The sequence below is a fragment of the Paenibacillus sp. M-152 genome, assembly GCF_003856555.1.
Classification (GTDB): Bacteria; Bacillota; Bacilli; order Paenibacillales; family Paenibacillaceae; genus Paenibacillus; species Paenibacillus polymyxa_C.
The window spans coordinates 2,306,286-2,325,768 of record NZ_CP034141.1 but is presented as its reverse complement, the minus strand read 5'-3'; the positions used below and the strand labels follow the sequence as shown (position 1 = coordinate 2,325,768).

The following is a 19,483-nucleotide window of genomic DNA, read 5'->3' as shown; positions in this document are numbered from 1 at the left end:
AGCGTTACCACCTCTTCATAGTATAGGGTTTGGGATTTTTATTGGAGTTTGGAGATTGGAGTTCGTCTTCCTTTAAAGTGCATCATGCACACACATTAGCTAAGATTTCATTTTGCAGGTTTGGTATTGATTCAATAGTTCATCCAGTTTCATGGATTGTTCAATTACTTTAGGATGCGTTAAAAAGCCGTACTTTTTCTGCACTTGGTACAGTCTTTTTCTGGCCCGTTCGACACGAAGTAAAGTCACACCTGGATTCATCAGCATGATTCCCCCTCTGTGTCATATTCTAATGCAAAACGTAAATTATTGGATTTTTTAAAAATACGCTGCCATCTTTATTTTGACCGTCAGCTCTTACGCTCCGTGGGCAGCGTAAAACGAACGACAGGAACGTAGAGCGCCTTGTCCGGGGTGCTCTTGCCGGCGTAGACGCTCTTGTTATCGGCGTGAGTAGCGCCCAGCGGTGCGTACTGGCTCTTAGTTGGGCGTTCTTCCCTCCTTAGAGCCAGTAAGCATGAGCCTGCTTCCTCTGCTCTTGACCTGCTCGCTCCCTTACTTGCCGATCAGCGAGCCTATTTGCTACCGATACCCCGGCTGGTTAAAACCAGCCTTTAGGATTTCAAGCTCATAAAAAAAGACGCTTCCGGTTTCCCAGAAACGTCTTTAATAATCTTCAACCCACAACGATACGTATATAAATAATACGTAAGCTAAAAGGAAGAACCCAATCACACTAAGAAGGATAATCCAGATAAAACGTTTTTTTAATGGAGATAGGATTTTTCCCCATCGTCTTTGGATTTTCTGACGAGTAGGCAATAACTCATATTCCAATTTCATTAAAACATGTTCTGCTTTTTCCTCATCTTTATTTAAAAGTTCACTCCAAATTTGTTCATATTGCACACGAATTGCTTCTTTAGTAGAACTATCTTTTAGCAAAACCATTTGTAACCTCCATAGAAAACAAAGTAGCAAGAAGTCCTGAAGAACAAAGCTTCAGATATCCTTGCAGTTAGACGCTCTTCTTGGCTATAAGGGACTTTTTAAATAGTAAAGGAGACAAAATAAGCAAAATCCCTAACAACAAGAAAATGGCCCCGTACAAATATATTCTAGCACTTTCAATCATTTTATAGTAAATAACTATTAAGTGATCATATAATACTATTTTTGTTAAGTTTGAAATTCAGGAAAACTGTTATACATCGTTTAGGATCGTAGTTTATGTCCAGCATTGCTAAGAATAAATCTTAATAAGGGGGAAATTATATGGATTTTTTAATCTTGGTACCACAGTTCTTAATCCAGGTGTTTACTATAGTCGTCGCTTTAGTGATATACGAAAGATTTTTCAAAAGAAGATAATCAATCAGCAACATAGTAAAATACATAAACACGTAAAAAAGAGCGATTTTTATCGCTCTGTAACATTCATTTACATGTATTCAGTTGCTTCGTATTCCTTTACACGGCGATAAAAGGTGGGTTTTGTTAATCCGGATTGCTGGATAGCCGCCGTTGCCGTTATCTGGCCAGCCTTCCATTCCTTATAAGCTTGAATAAACGTTTCATCAATTTTTTTCTTGGGCCTGCCGAATGTCACTCCAGCTGTTCGTGCAACTTCAATCCCTTCCGCCTGCCGCTGCATGTTCTTTTTCCGCTCCTGCTCAGCCACGTAAGCCAGCATACTCAAAAATTGGTCTTCAAGTAGTTTCCCTAAGTCACCCATCATTTTAAACTTCCTTGAATCAAACAAAGCTTCGTTGTCAAGACATACAATGTCTGCGTTTATTTCACGGGTGATATATTTCCACTCCGCGATAATCCCGGCCAAGCCGATCCAACGCATCCATATAAACAAGGTCGCCTTCACGAATCAGCAATCTAATAGCCTGATACTTAGGACGCTCAAAATCCTTGCCACTCATCTTATCGACAAATATATACCGTTCATCAACGCCCAGCTCTCGAAACTTTACGAGTTGCCGTTCTGGATTTTGATCTTTTGCAGAAACTCGGCCATATGCCAGCTTCAAATGTCCCACCTGGAATTTTAAGTTGCATAAAAATTATTTCCGTAAGAGTCGAGAAAGCATCCCTCCTACCCAACCTTCAGTAGAGGTTGAAACTTTTTAGGGTTTTGATTTAGGGGCTATAACCATTGCGAGCGGTTATAGCCCTTTTTACGTCTTGTCCAGCTCAGATTCAACCGTTTATGTAATTCTCATAGCATTCTGGACAGGGAAAACCGACCTTCGTAGTTTTGCCTTGTTTAGTCAATTCTACAGCTTTTTCATGAGCTTCTGCTTCTGTGAAAAACTCCAATATTTCTGTATCACATCCGACTAAAGGAATTCTAACCGTTGTGTTACTGTCTATGGCACTTGCTGAAGTGATCAGAGGACCTGCAGGATCAGTCAGAGCAGCGGCCAGTACGAATTTAGTTATTGTATTATCCTTATAGAAAGGTGGGCATAAAACAATTTTTCAATTTTTTATGCCCCTTTATCTCAGAAATTGTAATACAACTCCATCTTTCCTCTCTATTAACAAAAAAGTCAATAATATAGTATATAAATCGTTTACAGGAATATTATTCTATGGTATCCTATTAATCATACATCTAAAGTTTGGATGTTAATCATATTATTGGAGGATGATATATCATGAATCTTAAGTCCGTTTTCAAAGGAGTAGTGTCATCTACTCTTGCAGTTGGTCTAATTACTGGAGTTGGTACTTTACCGACTTTTGCGCAGTCGACTGAAAGTTCGCCGGAAAATTATGTAAATGGAAGTAGAGTAATTACACCTTTTGACATGAATGTTTCAGATGGCTCTTATTCAGGAACAGGATTTTCGACTTCATACAAATTAACAAGTTCTAATGGGAAAAACGTAAATTTTTGGGTTCAAAATACTGGAAAAGTAAGCGTTAAAATTACAATTAATGGAGATCATGAAAAAACTCTCAAGAAAGGTGAGAGTGGCCACATTAGTGCTTCAGTTGGTTACTTCGCTAGCGAATATAAATTTAAAGCAGTAGCAACGCCTAATGGTGGTGATATTAGTATAGACTATAAGATTGCTCAAAGAGACTGAGGAAATCCCTTAAATAGAAGAGCCGATTTCCTGTAAGGTTGAACTGTGACCCGTAAGATGGACACTTTGAAAAAAGTGACCCACTTACGGGTCATTTGTGTTTTAATCAAACCATAAAGAGGATTGTGAGGTAAGATTCATGAGCAATAAGAGAGGTGCTTCCAAAATCTTTAGCGAACAAGAGATTAAACAGCTCGAGGCTAATCCAAATGTGCAAAAAGTGACGGACAAAACCATCACTTACGCCCCAGAGTTTAAGGTGGAAGCGGTAAAAGCTTATGAAGCCGGACAGACGCCGATGGATATTTTTCTTAGGGCGGGTTTTGACATCGACACCATTGGACACGAAAAGCCAAAGAAAAGCTTATATGTTGGCGAAATATCTATGCTGCCCATGGAGAGGCCTCTCTTTTAGAGGAGCAACGAGGGAAAGGAAGTGTGGGCAGACCGCAAACAAACAACTTGTCCACAGAAGAAAAACTGAAGCGTGCCGAAGCGCGCATCAAGTTGCTTGAAGCGGAGAATGACTTCCTAAAAAAGCTCAAAGCGCTCGAAAAGCAGAAGATGCAGAGGAAACGTTGACACCCTCCGAGCGCTATCAGATAATCAACCTCACGATCCGACAACATAGCCTAAAGCGCATGACACGCTACCTGTGCGAACTGTCTCACATCAGTGCAAGCGGCTATTACCGCTGGCTTCATGCCGAGGAGAGACGCCAGTTGCAAGCTCGCGCAGATGAACATGACTTAGCGCTCATCAAGATGCATTTTGATGCCCTACATGGCAAAGCAGGAGCATTGGTGATTAAAATGAGGCTTGAACGGGAAAATGGTGTTACTATGAACCACAAAAAGATCCGACGGATCATGCGAACGTACAAACTTGTCGCCACGATTCGGCAAGCTAATCCATACCGTAAAATGGCCAAGGCGACTCAGGAACACCAGACATGCCCCAACCTGCTAAAACGTCAGCTTGACCAAGGGGAACCAGAAAAAGTATTGCTCACAGATATCACCTATTTGCACTATGGTCACGGGCAGTGTGCCTACTTGTCTTGTGTGAAGGATGGGGCAACCAAGCAGATACTTGCTCACTATCTGTCATCTTCTCTGGAGCTCGTCTTGGTGGAGCGGACGCTGCAGTTGTTAATTGAACGGTTCGATGGCAATGTTCATCCTGAGGCCATCTTGCACTCTGACCAAGGCATGCACTATACCCACCCCAAAATTCGCCTTCTGGTCCGTAAAGCAGGCTTCAGGCAGTCTATGTCTCGGAAGGGAAATTGTTGGGACAATGCCTCTATGGAAACATTCTTCGGTCATATGAAGGATGATCTGGAATACAAATCGTGCGCTACCATTCAAGAATTACGGGCATGCATCGATAACTACATTGCTTACTACAACTCAGGCCGCTACCAATGGGCGTTAAAAAAGATGACTCCTGACGAATTCAGAAGCCATCTATTGGCTGCTTAAGCGGGCTTTATTCAAAGTGTCCTCAATTGGGGTCACAGTTCAGGTTAAGGGAAATCGGCTTTTATTATAGGTATTTATTTTCCCAGCTTTCATCCATTTTGCATAAGGTCCTCAAGTCTAGTACGGGTCTTTTTTACTCTGTGTCTGCACTGAATTACCAAATTACCATCTCGGATTCAGGAGCCTTATAAAATACTAAAAATATCTTAAGCATCAAATTTAATCTCTTTGAGCAATACCATAGTCTATACTAATATCACCACCATTAGGCGTTGGTACTGCTTTAAATTTATATTCGCTACTTAAGGAACCAACTGGAGCACTAATATGGCCACTCTTACCTGGTGCGAGAGTTCTTTTCTGATCTCCATTAATTTTGATCATTACGCTTACATTCCCAGTATTTTTAATCCAGAAATTCACTTTTACCCCATTACTCTTTTTTAATGGGTATGCAGCCTGAAATTCAGTTCCTGAATAACTGCCACTTTTAACTGCATAATCTTTCGACGAACTTTCAGTCGACTGCGCAAAAGTCGGTAAAGTACCAACTCCAGCAATTAGACAAACTACCAGAGCAGATGATACTACTCCTTTGAATACGGACTTAAGATTCATGATCAAGCACTCCTTATTAAATTTTTTTGTAACTATTCCGCCTTTACTCGACAGTGAAAAGTTCCTATCGAAAAAATAACCCACTCTAGCGATTTTATGGTCTCCTTAAGATTCCACTCTAGAAAGGATAGCATCGCTGAAAGGGTTACAAGAACCAGTATACCCGATTTCAAAGCGCTCGCCCAGACCTATGCTCCCATATATGAATACCCTTTTATCGGAATTTCGCTCCTGTTTCTCCCGACAAGCCACTTTGTTATTGTGGTCACCGGCCTTATGCTGCGCTCCGACACGCTGGGCGTGACTTCCATTGTTCGTGATCTGGCAATACATCCGCTCTACTATGAAACCCTGATCCACTTCTTTCGATCCTCGGCGTGGTCGTTGGAATCGTTGCGGCTGACCTGGCTTCAAATCATCCGGAAGATGGCTCAGCTCATGATGGCGGGTGACCGGGTCGTCCTCGTGGGGGATGGCATGAAGCAAGCGAAAAAGGCCGGCGCATACCCGGCGAGAAGAAAATGCATCAGGAATCCGAAAACTCATCCCTGCGGTTGCATCAGACTTACTAACAGTGACCAAAGAGAGTTAATTAAAGTGCTTGAGGCAAACGGAAGCTCCGGTAAAATCACAATAAGCGAAAACTAAAAATTTAAAGGGCGGAATTTACCTCCGCCCTTTTTTGCATTAATTTGTTTTGTATTTATCAAGTTTGAACCATTTTTGAAATTCACTTTGACTAATTTTTTTAATGGTTTTTACTTTCTTGCTTTCCAAAGAGTATCTATATAGTTTTTTTTGGTCAGATGGATACTCACTTATATAGTCTAATGATTTTCCATTTTTATGCCATAAAATCAGACCTGTACTAATGTAATCCGTTTCTCTAGGTAAAAAAGTAAACTCACCTTTTTGGGGATTATATATAGCTATGGAGCTTGTGGAAGTATCCCCATATGAGAAAGCAATTTGGTCTGCTTTTGGTGACCAATTATAGGAATTTATCGTTTCAATATTTTTCTTGCCAGCAGCGCTTAACTGGTCATTTAATACTTGATGTTTTCCATTTTTCATATCGACAAGCAACACCGTCTCCCCTGCGCTACGTCGTGTTTGTATAGCTAGCCAATTACTTGAAGGGCATATTGAAACACTCGATATATCACGCAGCTTATCGTCAAATTTATCTGTATGAATTGTGTAAATCTTTTCTCCTTTTTTGATCGTTATTGATGTAATAAGATTTTTTTCAGTGCTTGGTGCATTTTTCAATTCCGTTTTTTTCGCTGTTAACGTAATATTCTTTTCTTTCCAAATCACTTGGCCTTGGCTCTTGTTCTTTTTAAATTTTGTTATAGACTGATTCCTTATTTTTAACGCTGAATGACTATCGTGGCTAGATTCCCCTTTCTTCACATCCAAATTTCCTTCATCCCTCAAAGAAGCTAATCTAGTTTACCATAAATAACCTTTATATGGTATACTTTTCTATAATCATACTATAAAGCACAGAGCTAATTCCTTACTGGCAATTGAGATACTACTTCCTACCGGGGATCCTATCAAATTTTTCTATGGTAACAAAAATGAAAAGGAGACTTACATTGATCTTCAAAAACAAAAGACGCTTGTACAAGCTATTTGCCGTGGTATTTCTCTTGTTGCTCTTCTTGAGTGCTATCCTGCTCACCAATTTGACGCATACAGAAGAGATCGCCGATCCTGATATGAATGCTCGCACAGTCCTTAAAGCAGGAGACACTTCCTCGTTCAAAATTGACAGGCTGAACAGCTCGTTTCAATGGTTTCATAGTCTGGATCGGGCAATCCAATTTAAAAAATTTGATTTTAAAGTTCCTGATCATCTGCCCGAGGGTTATCAGCTTGAAATTGTAGATTTGAGTACGCTCTTTTCTGATGCCAACCAAGCTGATCTTCTTAATGTCGTATCCATAATGTTCGTATCGAAATTTGGCAGCAAAAATGAGCAATTTATAGAGATGCTGGCTTCCAAAGGGAAAGGAAATATGTTGGAACATAATTTACTGTGGGGTGCCCCAAACTCACAAAAGTTAGCACAAACTCAGTTTTTCCAACAAAGTGAGGTTACACTGGGAAATGTAAAAGGCGTGTTATTCACGAAAAAGCTAGGCTCTCAGCATAATCGAAAAGCAGCCAACAGCTTTGTCTGGCAGGATAACGGTGTATCGTATGTAATCAATTGGGAGAAGCTCACGCAAAAAGAAATTGAAAAGGTTGTACAATCCTTCACTTTCCCACAGCAAGTCCAACGTGTTCGTTACGACGGAGAAGGGAATTCATTTCCTCTGTACGATGAGACGGATTTACTTGCAGCGAAGAATATTCTAGGCTTTAAAGTGAAATTTCCGGGCAGCTTGCTGAACACTCACCTTACGCTGAATGACTCGATCTTGTTGAGGGCGGAGGATCAGAATACTAGTTACTCGTTTAGACAAACTGCAGATGCTCTGTGGAACACCTATCGTGCACCGTACAATTCCACAATTTATGATGGCCCGAATGACGAACTTTTGTTCTATCAAAGTAAAGTGCCGCTTTTTGAAACGACTAAGCTCTCGTTCATTCGTAAGCTGGAGATTAGTGGGGTTGAAATATCGGCTTACGCCGACAACAACCACGTCTACTTTGGACCCCTCTATTCCAGCAACGACAAATCAAAGCTCAAAAGTCAAACCTACTACTTTTGGAAGCAAAATAATGTTTATTATGCTACGGCCTTCCTAGGTCTGGATAAAAACCAGGAAGATAGTTTGAGGACTTTAGTTCTCACTCCTCTTCAATAGGATTGAAGTTGCATAATACGTTATCCTCCCCAGTTATGATTTTGGACTCTAGAGCTCTATAAAGAGCTTTATTGGGTCGAGTGTTGCTTTAATTAGGTGAAAAACTACCATCGTCTGATGACGCGACTACAAACTAGCTTTTTCTTACGTAAAGCAAGGATTCATTTTCTTCGGTTGTGCTATTTGCTTTATCTGTAAAAAATCAGGAATTTAGATGCTGAGCAATCTAACTATTTAGTGCTCATGCACTTAAGTCGTATTCAAAAAAATCCACTGTTCATTGTATATGTTTATTCTACTAATCCTTATTTTTCTATCAAATAAAATAAAGTAAATCCATTCCAGAGATTTATCCAGTATATATATAAGGCAACTGTGTAAATATAGCCCATTGATCAAAAAAATATCAATAGGCTGCAATATAAAAAAACACTATAAGGTTTTGTTCTAAAACAATAACGACTCTGCCCCGTCAATCACAATTTGTGCGCCAGTGATGTGACGTGAATGATCAGATGCCAAGAATGTCACCAAATCAGCAACTTGCTCGGGTTGCCCCGGTCCATCTGCCAACGGCTGATCTCCTTCAGGAAATTGCACAGGGATGGTAATCTGCTTTAACCCTTCTGATTTCTCCGTGGTTTCATCAATATTCGTCGAAATGGCCCCTGGATAAATGACATTGACACGAATACGGAACTTGGCCAGCTCTAGGGCTGCCATTTTAGCAAAACCGGTTTGACCTGCCTTTGATGTGCTGTAGGCTGACATCCCAAAGCTGGTAAAACGCTGATTTCCATTAATCGAGCTGGTAATGATAATGCTGCCGCCACCGTTCTTTTTCAAATGTGGTATTGTGTACTTCACCGTCAGGAAGGTTCCATCCAGATTCGTTGACAATGTTTGCCGCCAATCCTCAATGCTAAGCTCCTCGATCGGTCCGACGACCCCGTTAATCCCCGCATTGGCAAAAATGATATGCAGTCCGCCAAACAATTCAACCGCTTCCAGAACTGCTTTTTCCACACGCACCGGATCGGCAATGTCCACGTCAAAAGCCCGGGCTGCCCCTTCACGTATGGCATTAATTTCTCTTTCCGTCTCCAAAATACGATCATTACTTACGTCAAAAAGAGCGACATTTGCTCCTTCTCTAGCCATTTGAATGGCCGTTGCCTTACCAATGCCAGAGCCAGCCCCCGTAATTAGAGCAGTTTTACCTTCAAACCGTGCGCCTCCTGCATATGTGTAGCTCATATGTATCGCTCCCTTTTAATAATCTGTATAATCACAAGATTACCCAAAAGGGTATACTTTATAATCACCATTTTTGCGCATTTTTTGCTGTTCCGTTGCGATATTCAGGAAAAGATCGAATATTTCGTGCATTAGTACTTCTTTTCTTCTTCTCTCTCGCTACATTCCGTCAATATCTTGCCTATTCGTAGTTTTCTATGGATTGATCAAAAAAAGGACGTTCTACAACCATAAATAATGGATGTATACGTCCTTTGGCTTATTCATTTACCACTGCAGCTCAATAAATGCAGCATCATCATCAAGTCCCCCGGTATGAGACGCATCCAGCAATACCTGTATCTGCTCATCAGGGACAGGCTCGCGAATAGGATCTAAATCGGACAAACCGTCCGTATATACTTGTAATCTCATTGGCATATCTGCGGGTATGCTTCTTTCGTACCAATGCGGCTTCCCTCCAATCGGCCCACGGCTTGTAGACCAGCGCTCCGCAGTAGAGAAGGTATGATCAAACAGTTCGCTGATTTCTTCCGCACCGTTCCACAATCGCAAACGTGAATCTCCTTGCCAGGCAAGTCGGAGACGACCACGGGTACCTCGTTTCGGCAGTTCGATTTTACCGCAAATATACATGGACTGGCTTCCCTGACGACGTTTATCTTCCAGTACTGAACGCATTAAGCCTGATTCGTGATCCAGAGGCTGCCGATCCAGTTCCTCAGTAGCTGTACCTGCCAGACGCTCAAGATACTCCTTCAATTGATTAGCAGACAGATCCTGCCTCTGTTCCATCCAATCCAGTAAAGAAGACCCTAGATAGCGGGCTGCAAAATCTCCTCGGTAACTGAGCCCGACACCATCACACAAGACAAAACAACAGACAGATTTATGAATACGTACTGCGGCAAAATCCTGTCCGCTTTCCCCCATGCTGGCAGATTCGGCAGACCTTCCATAGCCATAACGACACATAAAGCGACTGTGATGAGATGATAAAGGCTGATCGCCTGTCTGAGAGCTTATGTAAGCAAATTGCTGAGTCAGCCTTGCATTCAATCCTTTTTTTTTGCTCGTGGGGAGCAGGGACAGCAGTGGATTCATGCTTTTACCTCCTTACCGTACAGGCGTTGCCGCTGACATTTGAAAACCAATGGACACCAGTTCCGCACAGGTTCCAGGTAGCATCATAATGGCTCCTTCACCTAACTGATAATCTGCCTCAAACAGCATTTCCCGATAGCTTTCAGGAAGTACAGAAGACATATTACGTAATTTCACAGCATGTTCATCCTGCAACGGCGTATTATGCGTCAGCCCTTTCCAGCGACGTGGGTCCTGAATAGGCGTTTCCAGCAACCTGTCGGATAAAAATATATTTTCCACCAGTACATTGCCGTCTGGTACACTCATGTTCATAATGCGCTTCGCAATCGGTTCCGGATCATCGCCTGTGGAAACACCATCTGTCATATGGCAGACCAAAGGTGCAGGACAATCCTGCATCCCTGGTAATTCCGCCTGCAAAATACGTTCAGCTTGCAAGAAGGCTTTTGCTGAATCTGAGAATCGTTTGGGTGTCAAATCAGGCAACGAACCAATGGCCGCAATTTCATCAATTCCCTTGACACCATTCAGCAGGTCATACACGTCGTCACTATAAGCCAAAATTGCAATCCGATAGCGCGCAGTCAACCGATTTCCCTTGGTCGATCGGAAAACCATCTGTCGGATCGCCAGCGATATAGCTTCATATACAACGTCAATACGCCGCCGCCCTTCCATCAGCATGTTCATCGACGCGCTGATGTCAATCAGGTAAATGATCAGGGCGGGAGTACGTTGTGAAGCCTGTATTGTATAGTTCATGGTTTGTACATGCTCCCCTCAGTTACCTTCGATCTGCCTCTGTTTCCTAATCTATCATTCTTCCATATATAAACATATGAAACATCAAATTTTAGGCAGTCTAAAATTCGTATCTCCTAAAAAGTTATAAATAGAGGAAGCCCGATAGCCCACTTCACCTACTGAACGATAATAAGAAGGATTACTGTCATATAATGCTCTAAAACGTTTGGCAAAGCTCTTTGCCTTCGTCGTGCTTCCACCTTCCTGAGAAGCATACGCCTTGTTGTACAAGGAAATAAGCTGGAGAACATTCTCCTTGTTACGTGACTGTATAGCGTCTTTTCGCTTTTGTTCCGCCTCAGCTGCTGCTTTACGAGCTGCTTCTTCCTTGGCGGCACGAGCTTCCTGCTCCTTTTTCAAGGCCAGGTATTTTTCATACTTTGCCTGTTGATCATATGCTTTTTGCTTCGCCAACTTGGCAGCAGCCTGCTTGTTTTGTTCCTTTTGGGCGAGATAAGCTTCATATTTAACCTGTTGAGCGATCAGAGCTTGTTGTTTCTTTTGCTCTTCCTGTTGCTTTTGAGCAGCAAGAGCCTGTTGTTTGGCCTGCTGTTCAGCTTCCTGCCGTTGTTTCTCCGTTAGCGATTTTTGAGCGGCCTCCTGCTCAGCTGCCAACTTTTCCTCGGCCGCTTTTGCAGCCTTCAATGCCTCTTCTTGCTTTGTAGCCTCGATTTGTCGCTGATTAGACTGATCTGCAAGAATACTCACAGTTGGGATTCCAGCTGCCAAAAGAACAACTGCGGCCGAAGCTGTAACGATAAACATTTTGGAGCGATACCAGGCTTTCGATTTTTCAGGTTGCTCTGGCATCTTGGGATTCAGCTGCTCCTCCAGTCCTGTAATCGCAGCCGACACCTCCACATGCAAAGGACTGCCGTCTTCTACAAAGTGATACAACGAACGATAGACTTCCAACGCTGCAGCAGGTTTGTTCTGCTGCTCCAGTTCACGCGCCTGTCGAAACAGCTTGTCCGTTACTCCACGCTCTCCCTGCTCTAGGACATCCTGATTTAGCAATGCAGCCTGTTCAGCTTTGAGCGGTGCAGGGGTTGCCAAAGAGGATACCGTTTCACTTGAGGACCCCGCCGCCGCCGATTCTATTGTTTCTGTCACAGCTGGCTCAGTTTCTATAGTCTCAACAGGAATTTCCTGTTCAGTAACCGCATTAAGTACAACCAACCATTCGCCAAAGGTAGGACAACTACTTAAATCCTGACTATCCCAGGCACGACTAAATAGTTCTACCACCTTGCTGCCCCAACGGGATTCAAGCGATTTCCGTAAAATAAAATAACGTTCGCAAGGCGTCTGCATTTCATGCTGATCAAAATAACTTTCGCCCCACGCTTTATCGACCACCACACGGTCAGACCAGCCTAGCATCTCCCCAATAATGATAGCCCCTGCAAAACGGTCTGCATATGCACTCCATAACCCGCTGTGAACGGTACGATGTGCAGCATACCCTGGCGATCCTGCTAATAGTGCATCTGGACGATCCATTTTGGTGCTATACATTTGCTCCACGTCTACCAATTCGACAGCTGACGTGCCTTCAGGCAGTTCCACTTCAGAAAAAAACGGAAGCATAACATTAGGCGCCGATAAATCACAGTGAGCCAATCCTTTTTGCTCCATCGCTGAACCGATCCCTGCCAGTGCTCTGGCTAAAGCCAGACTATCGGAAGCCTCAAGCTGACGCTGATCTGTGAGACAATCGAACCATGTCATACCATGAACCCATGGCATCAGCACCGCGTACAGCAAATCAGGCTGCTCAGCGATCAGACTTCCGTTTCTTTCTGGAGTGAGCACATCACGCTTGCATACCTGCAAACCGGGAATATCCCCGTATGTTTCCATATGCTCAGATTGATAAACCATAGCCGGGATGCGGAACTTCGGAAAAAACACTTTAAGGGCTTTCGCCTCATGCGGTGCTCCGTTTTTGGCAATCAGCTGGTATACAATTCCCTGCCTCCCTGCTTGTGCATAGGCTAAACCGGGTGCAGCGGGATGTCGTCCAACCACATAAGCTGTGCCGTTTATGATCAATTCGTCTCCCGGATTCGGTTGAAAAGACATGAAACATCCCTCTCCTTATATCGTTCAGTATGCTAGTTTTCCTCACCTTATTATATACGTCTATGGATGGCAAGAAAACCGGGTATCCGAAGATCGCCCGGTTTTTCCTGTACAATCTGTGCCAAACCGTGAGGAATGGGTTCACATATTGCTTCTTTATAGAGTGATATATGATAAGTTAATGCCGATCAGGCATGACAACTTATTTTGCTTGGTCAACCGTACGGAATTTGTTAGCGATAGCTGTCAATTCTTGGCTAATGCTATTCAAAGTCGTTACGAAAGCTTGCATTTGTTTGCTAGCTTCTTGGAACTCTTGGAAAAAGCGTTGTTTAGTCATACCTTCCCATTGACCTTCCATACCGGAGATGGATTGAGTCAAGCTGGAAACGATCTGCTGGCTTTGCTCACCACTTTGTTTAAATTGGTTAGCTACCTGATCAACCTGTTCTGGGGTAATTAAAATGCGTCCTGCCATTTTTTGCGTCCTCCTTGATGATAAAAAATGTTTTTGTTTAGCTGGTTCAAATTGTACTATGGCTATTTAATTCCCTACAAAAGGCAAAGGACCTAATTGCAATAATCCCACTTTTTAACTAGAAAGCAGCATCTAACAGTACAATCTTAATAAAACAACCACCTAATAAGTCCCATATTAGTCCCATAAAACCGGGAATGGTATAACAAATTCATATGGATTTACAAGTCGATCCAGATCATCTCGGAACGATCCGAACTAAGCGACAGGCTGATCTCTTGCTATAGACGGGTCAGTAAAATACCAATCCTGCGGACTGCTAGAAGACGCCTGCTTCAGAATATCCTGATGCAGGGTGCCTACATCCGAAGGCTGTACACCTGCAATAGCATGTACGACAGACTGCGGGTTGGAAATTAGACTGCTTCCTTCCGAAGCTTGCCCAGGCAGAATAGACGGTGATTGTTGATTCGACCAATCGAGCATCGTGACGGGTCGTCCCAATGGTTGGCTGGCAAATGGCAGAATCGTTTGATAGTTGTGGTCAACAGACTGAAACTGCTCTGCCTTTCGGTTCAGTTGTGTACCTGATGTATGGAGATAAGCATGAATCTGTTCTGACATCCGCTTGGCTTGCATCCACTGATTCAAGATCGCCTCACGTGCAGATACATCCCAATCCAGCGATTGTAACGCCTGCTCCAAACCTGCTGTTAACTGTTGAATTTGCTCCGCCGCATGCTGTAGCTGCCCGCTAAGCCCCCGAAGCACATCCGGTTCAACTCGAATGCGCATATCCATCACCCTTCTTCTGTCACTTCTTCAGTCACTGCCGACTGTTTCAACCAATTCAATAATAAATCCACAAACTGTTCTCTTGAAGCCATAGCTGCAATCAACCAGTCTCCGTTACCCGCAGAGCTCATCCGAAATATCCAGTTCATTGCAGGACACAGGACAAAAGCTGCCCGTTGTGACTCCCACTCTCTGCCGTTCCAGACCAGCAATTGCAATTCTCCCTCGGCTACACGGGAACTCAAAGACTGAGCCAGTCTCATCGCCCCCTCTTCATCTCCGCTAGCTTCGGTTAGCTTACTGCTGATTTGAGACAAACTTTCTCCAGCAGATTGCTCGTAAATTTTATTAAAAGCCTGCTTGGAAAACATAAGCGCGGGAGATTCAGGTACAAGCCGATCAACCCAGCCCATTTTATCAATCAATGTTTCGCAAGCCTTTTCCACATTACCCAGATCGTACAGACGATATTCATCGGGTTCGTCAACAGATTTCACAAGCTCCACCACACGCTCATTCGTGCAATGAAGATAGCCTTCAAACTGCTTACCTCCCCTTACATAGCGTATACGGCAAGCCCTGTTGGATAATCCCGCGATAGCAACTCTTGAAAAAACGGTAGGAGGCATAGCCAGCTCTTTGCCCTTATCGGCCTGCTTCAGATAACCCTTTTCCAGAAGAGCAGCTTTAACCTGCTCCCACTCTTCCGCCAACTCCTCTGCTAGATAGCCCTTAAACGGATCTTCCACCCCAAGCAGTCTGTCAGAACCCAATACGCCTGCCAGAAAAAACAGTTCCTTTGCCTTGAGGGTTATTAACTTCTGCTTGGAAGCTTGAAACGTTAACATTATGAGCCACCTCCCTTCAAACTACAACATGCCATCGGTCACGAATTTTCGTTATCCAATCCTCACAGCTCATTTGCTCTGAGAAGGGAATCGCCGCTTTTATCCTGGTAAATTTGCGTCGTACGTAGTATCCCTGCCCAGGAGGCAGGACTTTTAGGCCACCAGCAGCAGCATTTGCTTCCGAATAAGGGATACGAAAGAACGATAAATCATTCGAATCCAGTGTTCCAAAAAGCATACCGCTTTGGCTTGCCTTGACATCATTAAACCAGTCCACACCAAAGGTAGGGAAATCAGATGGCACACCCGATAGCACGACATGCACATTGCGATCACGTCCCAACCGTACAATGGCGGAAAGCTGATCCTTTATCATAAAATCGTTCAGTTGCTTGCTTAACATATCCGCATCATCAATGACCAGGAGCAGTTCGGGATCATTCCCATCCTTGCTCCGTTGTTGAATGATATCATGCACCTGTTGTACCAGAGGTCCCATTTCCTCCTCGCTTTCGGCAGCAGCCTTGACATGAGGAAGATGTCGTAATCGGGATAGTCCCCCGCCTCCATAGCGTGTATCGATCGTATAGACTTGCATTTGATCCGGTGACGTGTAATAAGCGAGCGAAATAATCCAACTCATCAGGAAGGAGGTTTTTCCACCCTCCATTGGACTACCTACGATAAAATTAGGCCCTTCTTTCAAATTCAGGAGAAAAGGCTCAAGATCGTCACTCTGTAGGCCTACAGGTACTTCATAAGGAAGCGCACCTGATGGTCCACTCGTCCGATCCCACTGCTGAAGTAATTCCAACAGTGGAACCCGCTCAGGCAATGGGAGAATGGCGGGTGCGTGCTTGCCCTTCCATCCCTGCACAATGCCAGCGATATTGCGACGCAGTTGTGCTGATCGTTCCGCCTCATCTTCTCCTGGTGAAGGGAGTGCCGTCTGGAACTCCAGCGGAGGAACATGCCCTTTAACCAGAGCCCGACCCGGAATTAACGGTCCTGGTGTTTTGGCTGGTCGTCCTACCGCATAATAGTAGTCACTAGGATCAGCCAATTCGAAAGAAACAGCATTAGGTATGTTACTGCGGAACTTCTCAAACACATCGGTAATCCGGTTCGCTGTAATGATAAACGTGATACCTAGACTGCCACCTTCACGCAAAAGAGATTCCAGCAGTTCATTTTCATCCGGATAGGCATTTCGAAAATTAAGGTATCCATCAATAACTACGACAATTTGCGGAACATCCTCGACAGCAGAACGTCGAAAAGAACTTATTGTTTTGACGCCAGCCTCAGAAAGCATTTCCTTGCGTAGGGCCACCATCTTGAACAGATAGCGGAACAACCGTTTAATCCGGTCATCCTCCTCGGCCATCATAACAGCACCGATTTGCGGAAGTTCTCCAAAGTCGCGCATGGTTCGACCCATGTCAATGATATAACCGTTCCAATGATTCGCAGCGTAATGCAGAGCCGTGGACATCAGCAACGTATGCAAAAAGGTCGTTTTCCCCATGCCCGGCATGCCATACACAGCCCAATGACCATGATCCAGCGACGCATACATCGGCTCCTGCCGTTGATTCGGCAAATCATCGACCAGCCCAATAAGAGACTTGAGCTCCAAGGATGATGATGTACTATCTATTTCGGTACATTGCGGTAGATTAGTTAAATCCAACATTTCTGGCAGCGGCGGAAGCCACGGTCCCTGAAGACGTTCGATTCCTGCCTTAGCTGCTTCTTTTGCAATATAATCAATAAATACCTGAAGCTGTTTGGGAGCTTCTTCTCCTTTTAAGCCTGAGCTTGCCCGTTCGCCACCCGTCAATAGCGCTTCACGTTTCCCGTTCAGTCTCACTTCATGAACAGGTAAGGCAGAAGAAATGTCTCTGTTGCCTATATACGGCGCACCGCTCCAAGCAAATTGCATTTCTTCAAACACTTCGTCGCTACCCACTTGAAAATATCCTCGTCCCGGCTTCGTTATCCACGCGGCATTCGGTATTTTCAACATATCACGGCTATCACCTTCACTTTGCACCCGCAAGCAGATCCGGAACCTGGAGTTACTCCAAATCTTATCATCTACAACACCAGCAGGCTTTTGAGTCGCCAAAATCAGATGGACACCCAATGTCCGCCCAATCGCGGCAATACTGATTAGCTCGTCCATAAATTCTGGCTGATCCCGCTTTAACTGTGCAAATTCATCAATAATAATAACCAGATGAGGCAGCGGTTGTTCCTGCCGCTGCCGGAGTAGTCTGTAATATTCATCAATATGTTGTAAATTGCCCGCATCGTTCAATATCTTCTGTCGACGAACTAGTTCTGCTTTAAGAGATATTTTAGCACGCTCAATCAAATTATTGTCCAGGTTCGTGATCGTGCCCACAACATGCGGCAAGTTAACGAACGTGTTGGACATGCCACCACCCTTGTAATCGATCAGCATAAAAGCAAGATCATGCGGGTGAAACTCAGCAGCGAGCGAGGCTACGATAGACTGAATAACCTCACTCTTCCCTGAACCTGTCGTACCGGCGATCAAGCCATGGGGACCATGACCTTGACGCTCTATTTTATCATGCAGGTTAATCATAATCTTTTTGCCGCCTGCCCGCACGCCCATCGGGACGGGTAATGTATCAGGATGGCGGTTACGTCGCCACCGGTCTGCCACATCCAGTTCTTCCACACTTGCTACACTCATCATATCAAAAAGAGGCAGAACAGCGGGAATATCAGAAGCCGAAGAACGCTTCAAACGAATAGGCGCCATGTACCGCGCCAATGCATCGGCTTCCTCTTTGGACAAACGATCCGGTTTAAAACTTTGCTGTTCAACCTCCGCTGATTCTGATTTAAGGGCATATACACCCTGTTCCTTGGAAGCCTCCACAATCAGCTGACACTGCATTGGCAAAGCTTCTTTACGAGAAGCCAGCACAATCGTACACGCATCTATGGCTCGGCCGTCCTCTAGCAACAACGGCAGCAAAGGTTCTTCCTCAATCAGTTGGGTATCAGATAAAACAATGACATAACACGGCGCTTCCATACCTTTGCCCTGACGTTCATTGCGATTATTTTTTCGGCGGTTCAATCTGGCAAACAGAAAGTCAGCTAATTGATGGGCGCTACTACTGCGGTCTGACATCATTCTCTGGATTCGGTCATCGTCCCACACATGCGGGAGCCAGCGCATCCAAGTCCATTCACTTTCCTCTCGCTCATCATAGAAGGAGGCAATTTTCACTTCATCCGGCGAATGACGAACCGTCACTTGTGCCAAGATCACTCTTAACGCAGCCAGGGTATGCTCCCGCTCGCCGACCAATCCAACCACTTTGGATTGAAACAGCGGTAAAGTGATGGAAGCAGCGTCCACCAAACGAAATTCTTCCTCCAGTTCATCTGCAGCCCCCAACAAGGGATCACGGTCATAACCGTCAGGTCGTGGAATTTGCAGTTTAATATGAAAGGGAACTTGTCCAGTCCCGATACGTACCTGTAAAAAATCTTCATCCTCTGGTGATCGTTCCCAAAGAGAACTGTTGCGGTTTTTTACGATTTGAGTGCATATTTGCGGATCACCGTGAATTTCATATAGTGTGCGAATTTGCTCTTCGCGTTTCATTTCGAGTTCTTCACGATGCTTTTGGAGCTGTTCCCGATACATTCGGTCCCGTTCCTCCAACTTGCGCTTATATTCCTTCTTATTATTTAAATAGACGAAAAAAGGAATCGTATAAGATGTAAGCATCATGACCACAGTAACCATTTGGAACATCAAATAGTTACTGTTGCCCATCTTGCCTGTTCTGCTCATATATACGTAAAAGCCTACAGTCACCAACGTCATCATTAACGGAATAAGTATAGATATAATAGAAAAAGACGGCTTGCTCGGCTCAGCCGGAGGCCGCAAAATCTCCAGCTTCTCCTCTCGGAGGGCCGGTCTTAATCTCGGGGATCGCTGGTATAATACATTCAAGACAAAAGTCCCCCTTTTCGCTTACTATTTCATTTTACCAAGGTTTCATATTATTTCATGTGT

At 44.1% G+C, this 19,483-nt stretch carries 15 protein-coding genes and 2 pseudogenes; 3 read left to right on the top strand and 14 right to left on the bottom strand.

What is annotated here, in order from left to right; all coding sequences use genetic code 11:
* Positions 1-99 precede the first annotated feature (99 nt).
* The 3 genes and pseudogenes from EGM68_RS10705 to EGM68_RS10695 form a co-directional block, all read right to left on the bottom strand.
* Positions 100-267, bottom strand: a complete 168-nt coding sequence (locus EGM68_RS10705; RefSeq protein WP_019687040.1) for an aspartyl-phosphate phosphatase Spo0E family protein — start codon at positions 265-267, stop codon at positions 100-102.
* 399 nt (positions 268-666) lie between these two features.
* The gene (locus EGM68_RS10700; RefSeq protein ID WP_102997923.1) at positions 667-951 is read right to left on the bottom strand and encodes a hypothetical protein; all 285 of its coding nucleotides are present in this window, start codon (positions 949-951) and stop codon (positions 667-669) included.
* 490 nt (positions 952-1,441) lie between these two features.
* Positions 1,442-2,042 (bottom strand): annotated as a pseudogene (locus EGM68_RS10695) (recombinase family protein).
* Between the two features lie 630 nt (positions 2,043-2,672).
* Here EGM68_RS10695 and EGM68_RS10690 point away from each other — a divergent pair.
* Complete coding sequence (locus tag EGM68_RS10690; RefSeq protein ID WP_019687037.1) at positions 2,673-3,107, top strand: hypothetical protein; 435 nt, start codon at positions 2,673-2,675, stop codon at positions 3,105-3,107.
* Positions 3,108-3,246: 139 nt separating this feature from the next.
* Positions 3,247-4,591, top strand: a pseudogene (locus tag EGM68_RS10685) (IS3 family transposase).
* Positions 4,592-4,810: 219 nt separating this feature from the next.
* Here EGM68_RS10685 and EGM68_RS10680 read toward each other — a convergent pair.
* The 3 genes from EGM68_RS10680 to EGM68_RS10670 form a co-directional block, all read right to left on the bottom strand.
* Positions 4,811-5,209, bottom strand: coding sequence for a hypothetical protein (locus EGM68_RS10680; protein ID WP_019687035.1), 399 nt, complete (start codon positions 5,207-5,209; stop codon positions 4,811-4,813).
* A 105-nt stretch (positions 5,210-5,314) separates the two neighbouring features.
* The gene (locus EGM68_RS25690) at positions 5,315-5,755 is read right to left on the bottom strand and encodes a hypothetical protein (protein WP_165264001.1); all 441 of its coding nucleotides are present in this window, start codon (positions 5,753-5,755) and stop codon (positions 5,315-5,317) included.
* 141 nt (positions 5,756-5,896) lie between these two features.
* Positions 5,897-6,625 carry a TolB-like translocation protein gene (locus tag EGM68_RS10670; protein WP_240664151.1) on the bottom strand — a complete coding sequence of 243 codons (729 nt, stop codon included), beginning with the start codon at positions 6,623-6,625 and terminating at the stop codon, positions 5,897-5,899.
* Between the two features lie 188 nt (positions 6,626-6,813).
* Between EGM68_RS10670 and EGM68_RS10665 the strand changes: the two genes are divergently transcribed.
* Entirely contained in the window at positions 6,814-8,034 is a 1,221-nt protein-coding gene (locus tag EGM68_RS10665) for a peptidase M56 (RefSeq protein WP_129549129.1), read from the top strand.
* A 447-nt stretch (positions 8,035-8,481) separates the two neighbouring features.
* Here the strand turns inward: EGM68_RS10665 and EGM68_RS10660 are convergent, their stop codons facing one another.
* The 8 genes from EGM68_RS10660 to essC all read right to left on the bottom strand — a co-directional run bounded on the left by EGM68_RS10660 (position 8,482) and on the right by essC (position 19,420).
* Entirely contained in the window at positions 8,482-9,291 is an 810-nt protein-coding gene (locus EGM68_RS10660; RefSeq protein WP_013370790.1) for an SDR family oxidoreductase, read from the bottom strand.
* 267 nt (positions 9,292-9,558) lie between these two features.
* Positions 9,559-10,395 (bottom strand): hypothetical protein, encoded by an 837-nt coding sequence (locus tag EGM68_RS10655; RefSeq protein WP_013370789.1) that lies wholly within the window; start codon positions 10,393-10,395, stop codon positions 9,559-9,561.
* 12 nt (positions 10,396-10,407) lie between these two features.
* Positions 10,408-11,160, bottom strand: coding sequence for a vWA domain-containing protein (locus EGM68_RS10650; RefSeq protein ID WP_013370788.1), 753 nt, complete (start codon positions 11,158-11,160; stop codon positions 10,408-10,410).
* 84 nt (positions 11,161-11,244) lie between these two features.
* Complete coding sequence (locus EGM68_RS10645) at positions 11,245-13,287, bottom strand: serine/threonine-protein kinase (protein ID WP_013370787.1); 2,043 nt, start codon at positions 13,285-13,287, stop codon at positions 11,245-11,247.
* A 202-nt stretch (positions 13,288-13,489) separates the two neighbouring features.
* Positions 13,490-13,765 (bottom strand): WXG100 family type VII secretion target, encoded by a 276-nt coding sequence (locus tag EGM68_RS10640; protein ID WP_007430133.1) that lies wholly within the window; start codon positions 13,763-13,765, stop codon positions 13,490-13,492.
* Positions 13,766-14,023: 258 nt separating this feature from the next.
* Complete coding sequence (locus EGM68_RS10635) at positions 14,024-14,560, bottom strand: WXG100 family type VII secretion target (protein WP_013370786.1); 537 nt, start codon at positions 14,558-14,560, stop codon at positions 14,024-14,026.
* A gap of 5 nt (positions 14,561-14,565) precedes the next feature.
* On the bottom strand, positions 14,566-15,408 hold the full coding sequence (locus EGM68_RS10630) for a hypothetical protein (protein WP_013370785.1): 843 nt from the start codon (positions 15,406-15,408) through the stop codon (positions 14,566-14,568).
* Between the two features lie 16 nt (positions 15,409-15,424).
* On the bottom strand, positions 15,425-19,420 hold the full coding sequence (gene essC, locus EGM68_RS10625; protein WP_129549128.1) for a type VII secretion protein EssC: 3,996 nt from the start codon (positions 19,418-19,420) through the stop codon (positions 15,425-15,427).
* Between the last annotated feature and the right edge of the window lie 63 nt (positions 19,421-19,483).

Excerpts from the sequence above, each read along its gene's own strand:
- EGM68_RS10690 (WP_019687037.1), top strand. The coding sequence starts at position 2,673 with ATGAATCTTAAGTCCGTTTTCAAAGGAGTAGTGTCATCTACTCTTGCA.
- EGM68_RS10680 (WP_019687035.1), bottom strand. The coding sequence starts at position 5,209 with ATGAATCTTAAGTCCGTATTCAAAGGAGTAGTATCATCTGCTCTGGTA.
- EGM68_RS25690 (WP_165264001.1), bottom strand. The coding sequence starts at position 5,755 with ATGAGTTTTCGGATTCCTGATGCATTTTCTTCTCGCCGGGTATGCGCC.
- EGM68_RS10630 (WP_013370785.1), bottom strand. The coding sequence starts at position 15,408 with ATGTTAACGTTTCAAGCTTCCAAGCAGAAGTTAATAACCCTCAAGGCA.
- EGM68_RS10635 (WP_013370786.1), bottom strand. The coding sequence starts at position 14,560 with ATGCGCATTCGAGTTGAACCGGATGTGCTTCGGGGGCTTAGCGGGCAG.
- EGM68_RS10650 (WP_013370788.1), bottom strand. The coding sequence starts at position 11,160 with ATGAACTATACAATACAGGCTTCACAACGTACTCCCGCCCTGATCATT.
- EGM68_RS10705 (WP_019687040.1), bottom strand. The coding sequence starts at position 267 with ATGCTGATGAATCCAGGTGTGACTTTACTTCGTGTCGAACGGGCCAGA.
- EGM68_RS10655 (WP_013370789.1), bottom strand. The coding sequence starts at position 10,395 with ATGAATCCACTGCTGTCCCTGCTCCCCACGAGCAAAAAAAAAGGATTG.
- EGM68_RS10640 (WP_007430133.1), bottom strand. The coding sequence starts at position 13,765 with ATGGCAGGACGCATTTTAATTACCCCAGAACAGGTTGATCAGGTAGCT.
- EGM68_RS10645 (WP_013370787.1), bottom strand. The coding sequence starts at position 13,287 with ATGTCTTTTCAACCGAATCCGGGAGACGAATTGATCATAAACGGCACA.
- EGM68_RS10660 (WP_013370790.1), bottom strand. The coding sequence starts at position 9,291 with ATGAGCTACACATATGCAGGAGGCGCACGGTTTGAAGGTAAAACTGCT.
- EGM68_RS10700 (WP_102997923.1), bottom strand. The coding sequence starts at position 951 with ATGGTTTTGCTAAAAGATAGTTCTACTAAAGAAGCAATTCGTGTGCAA.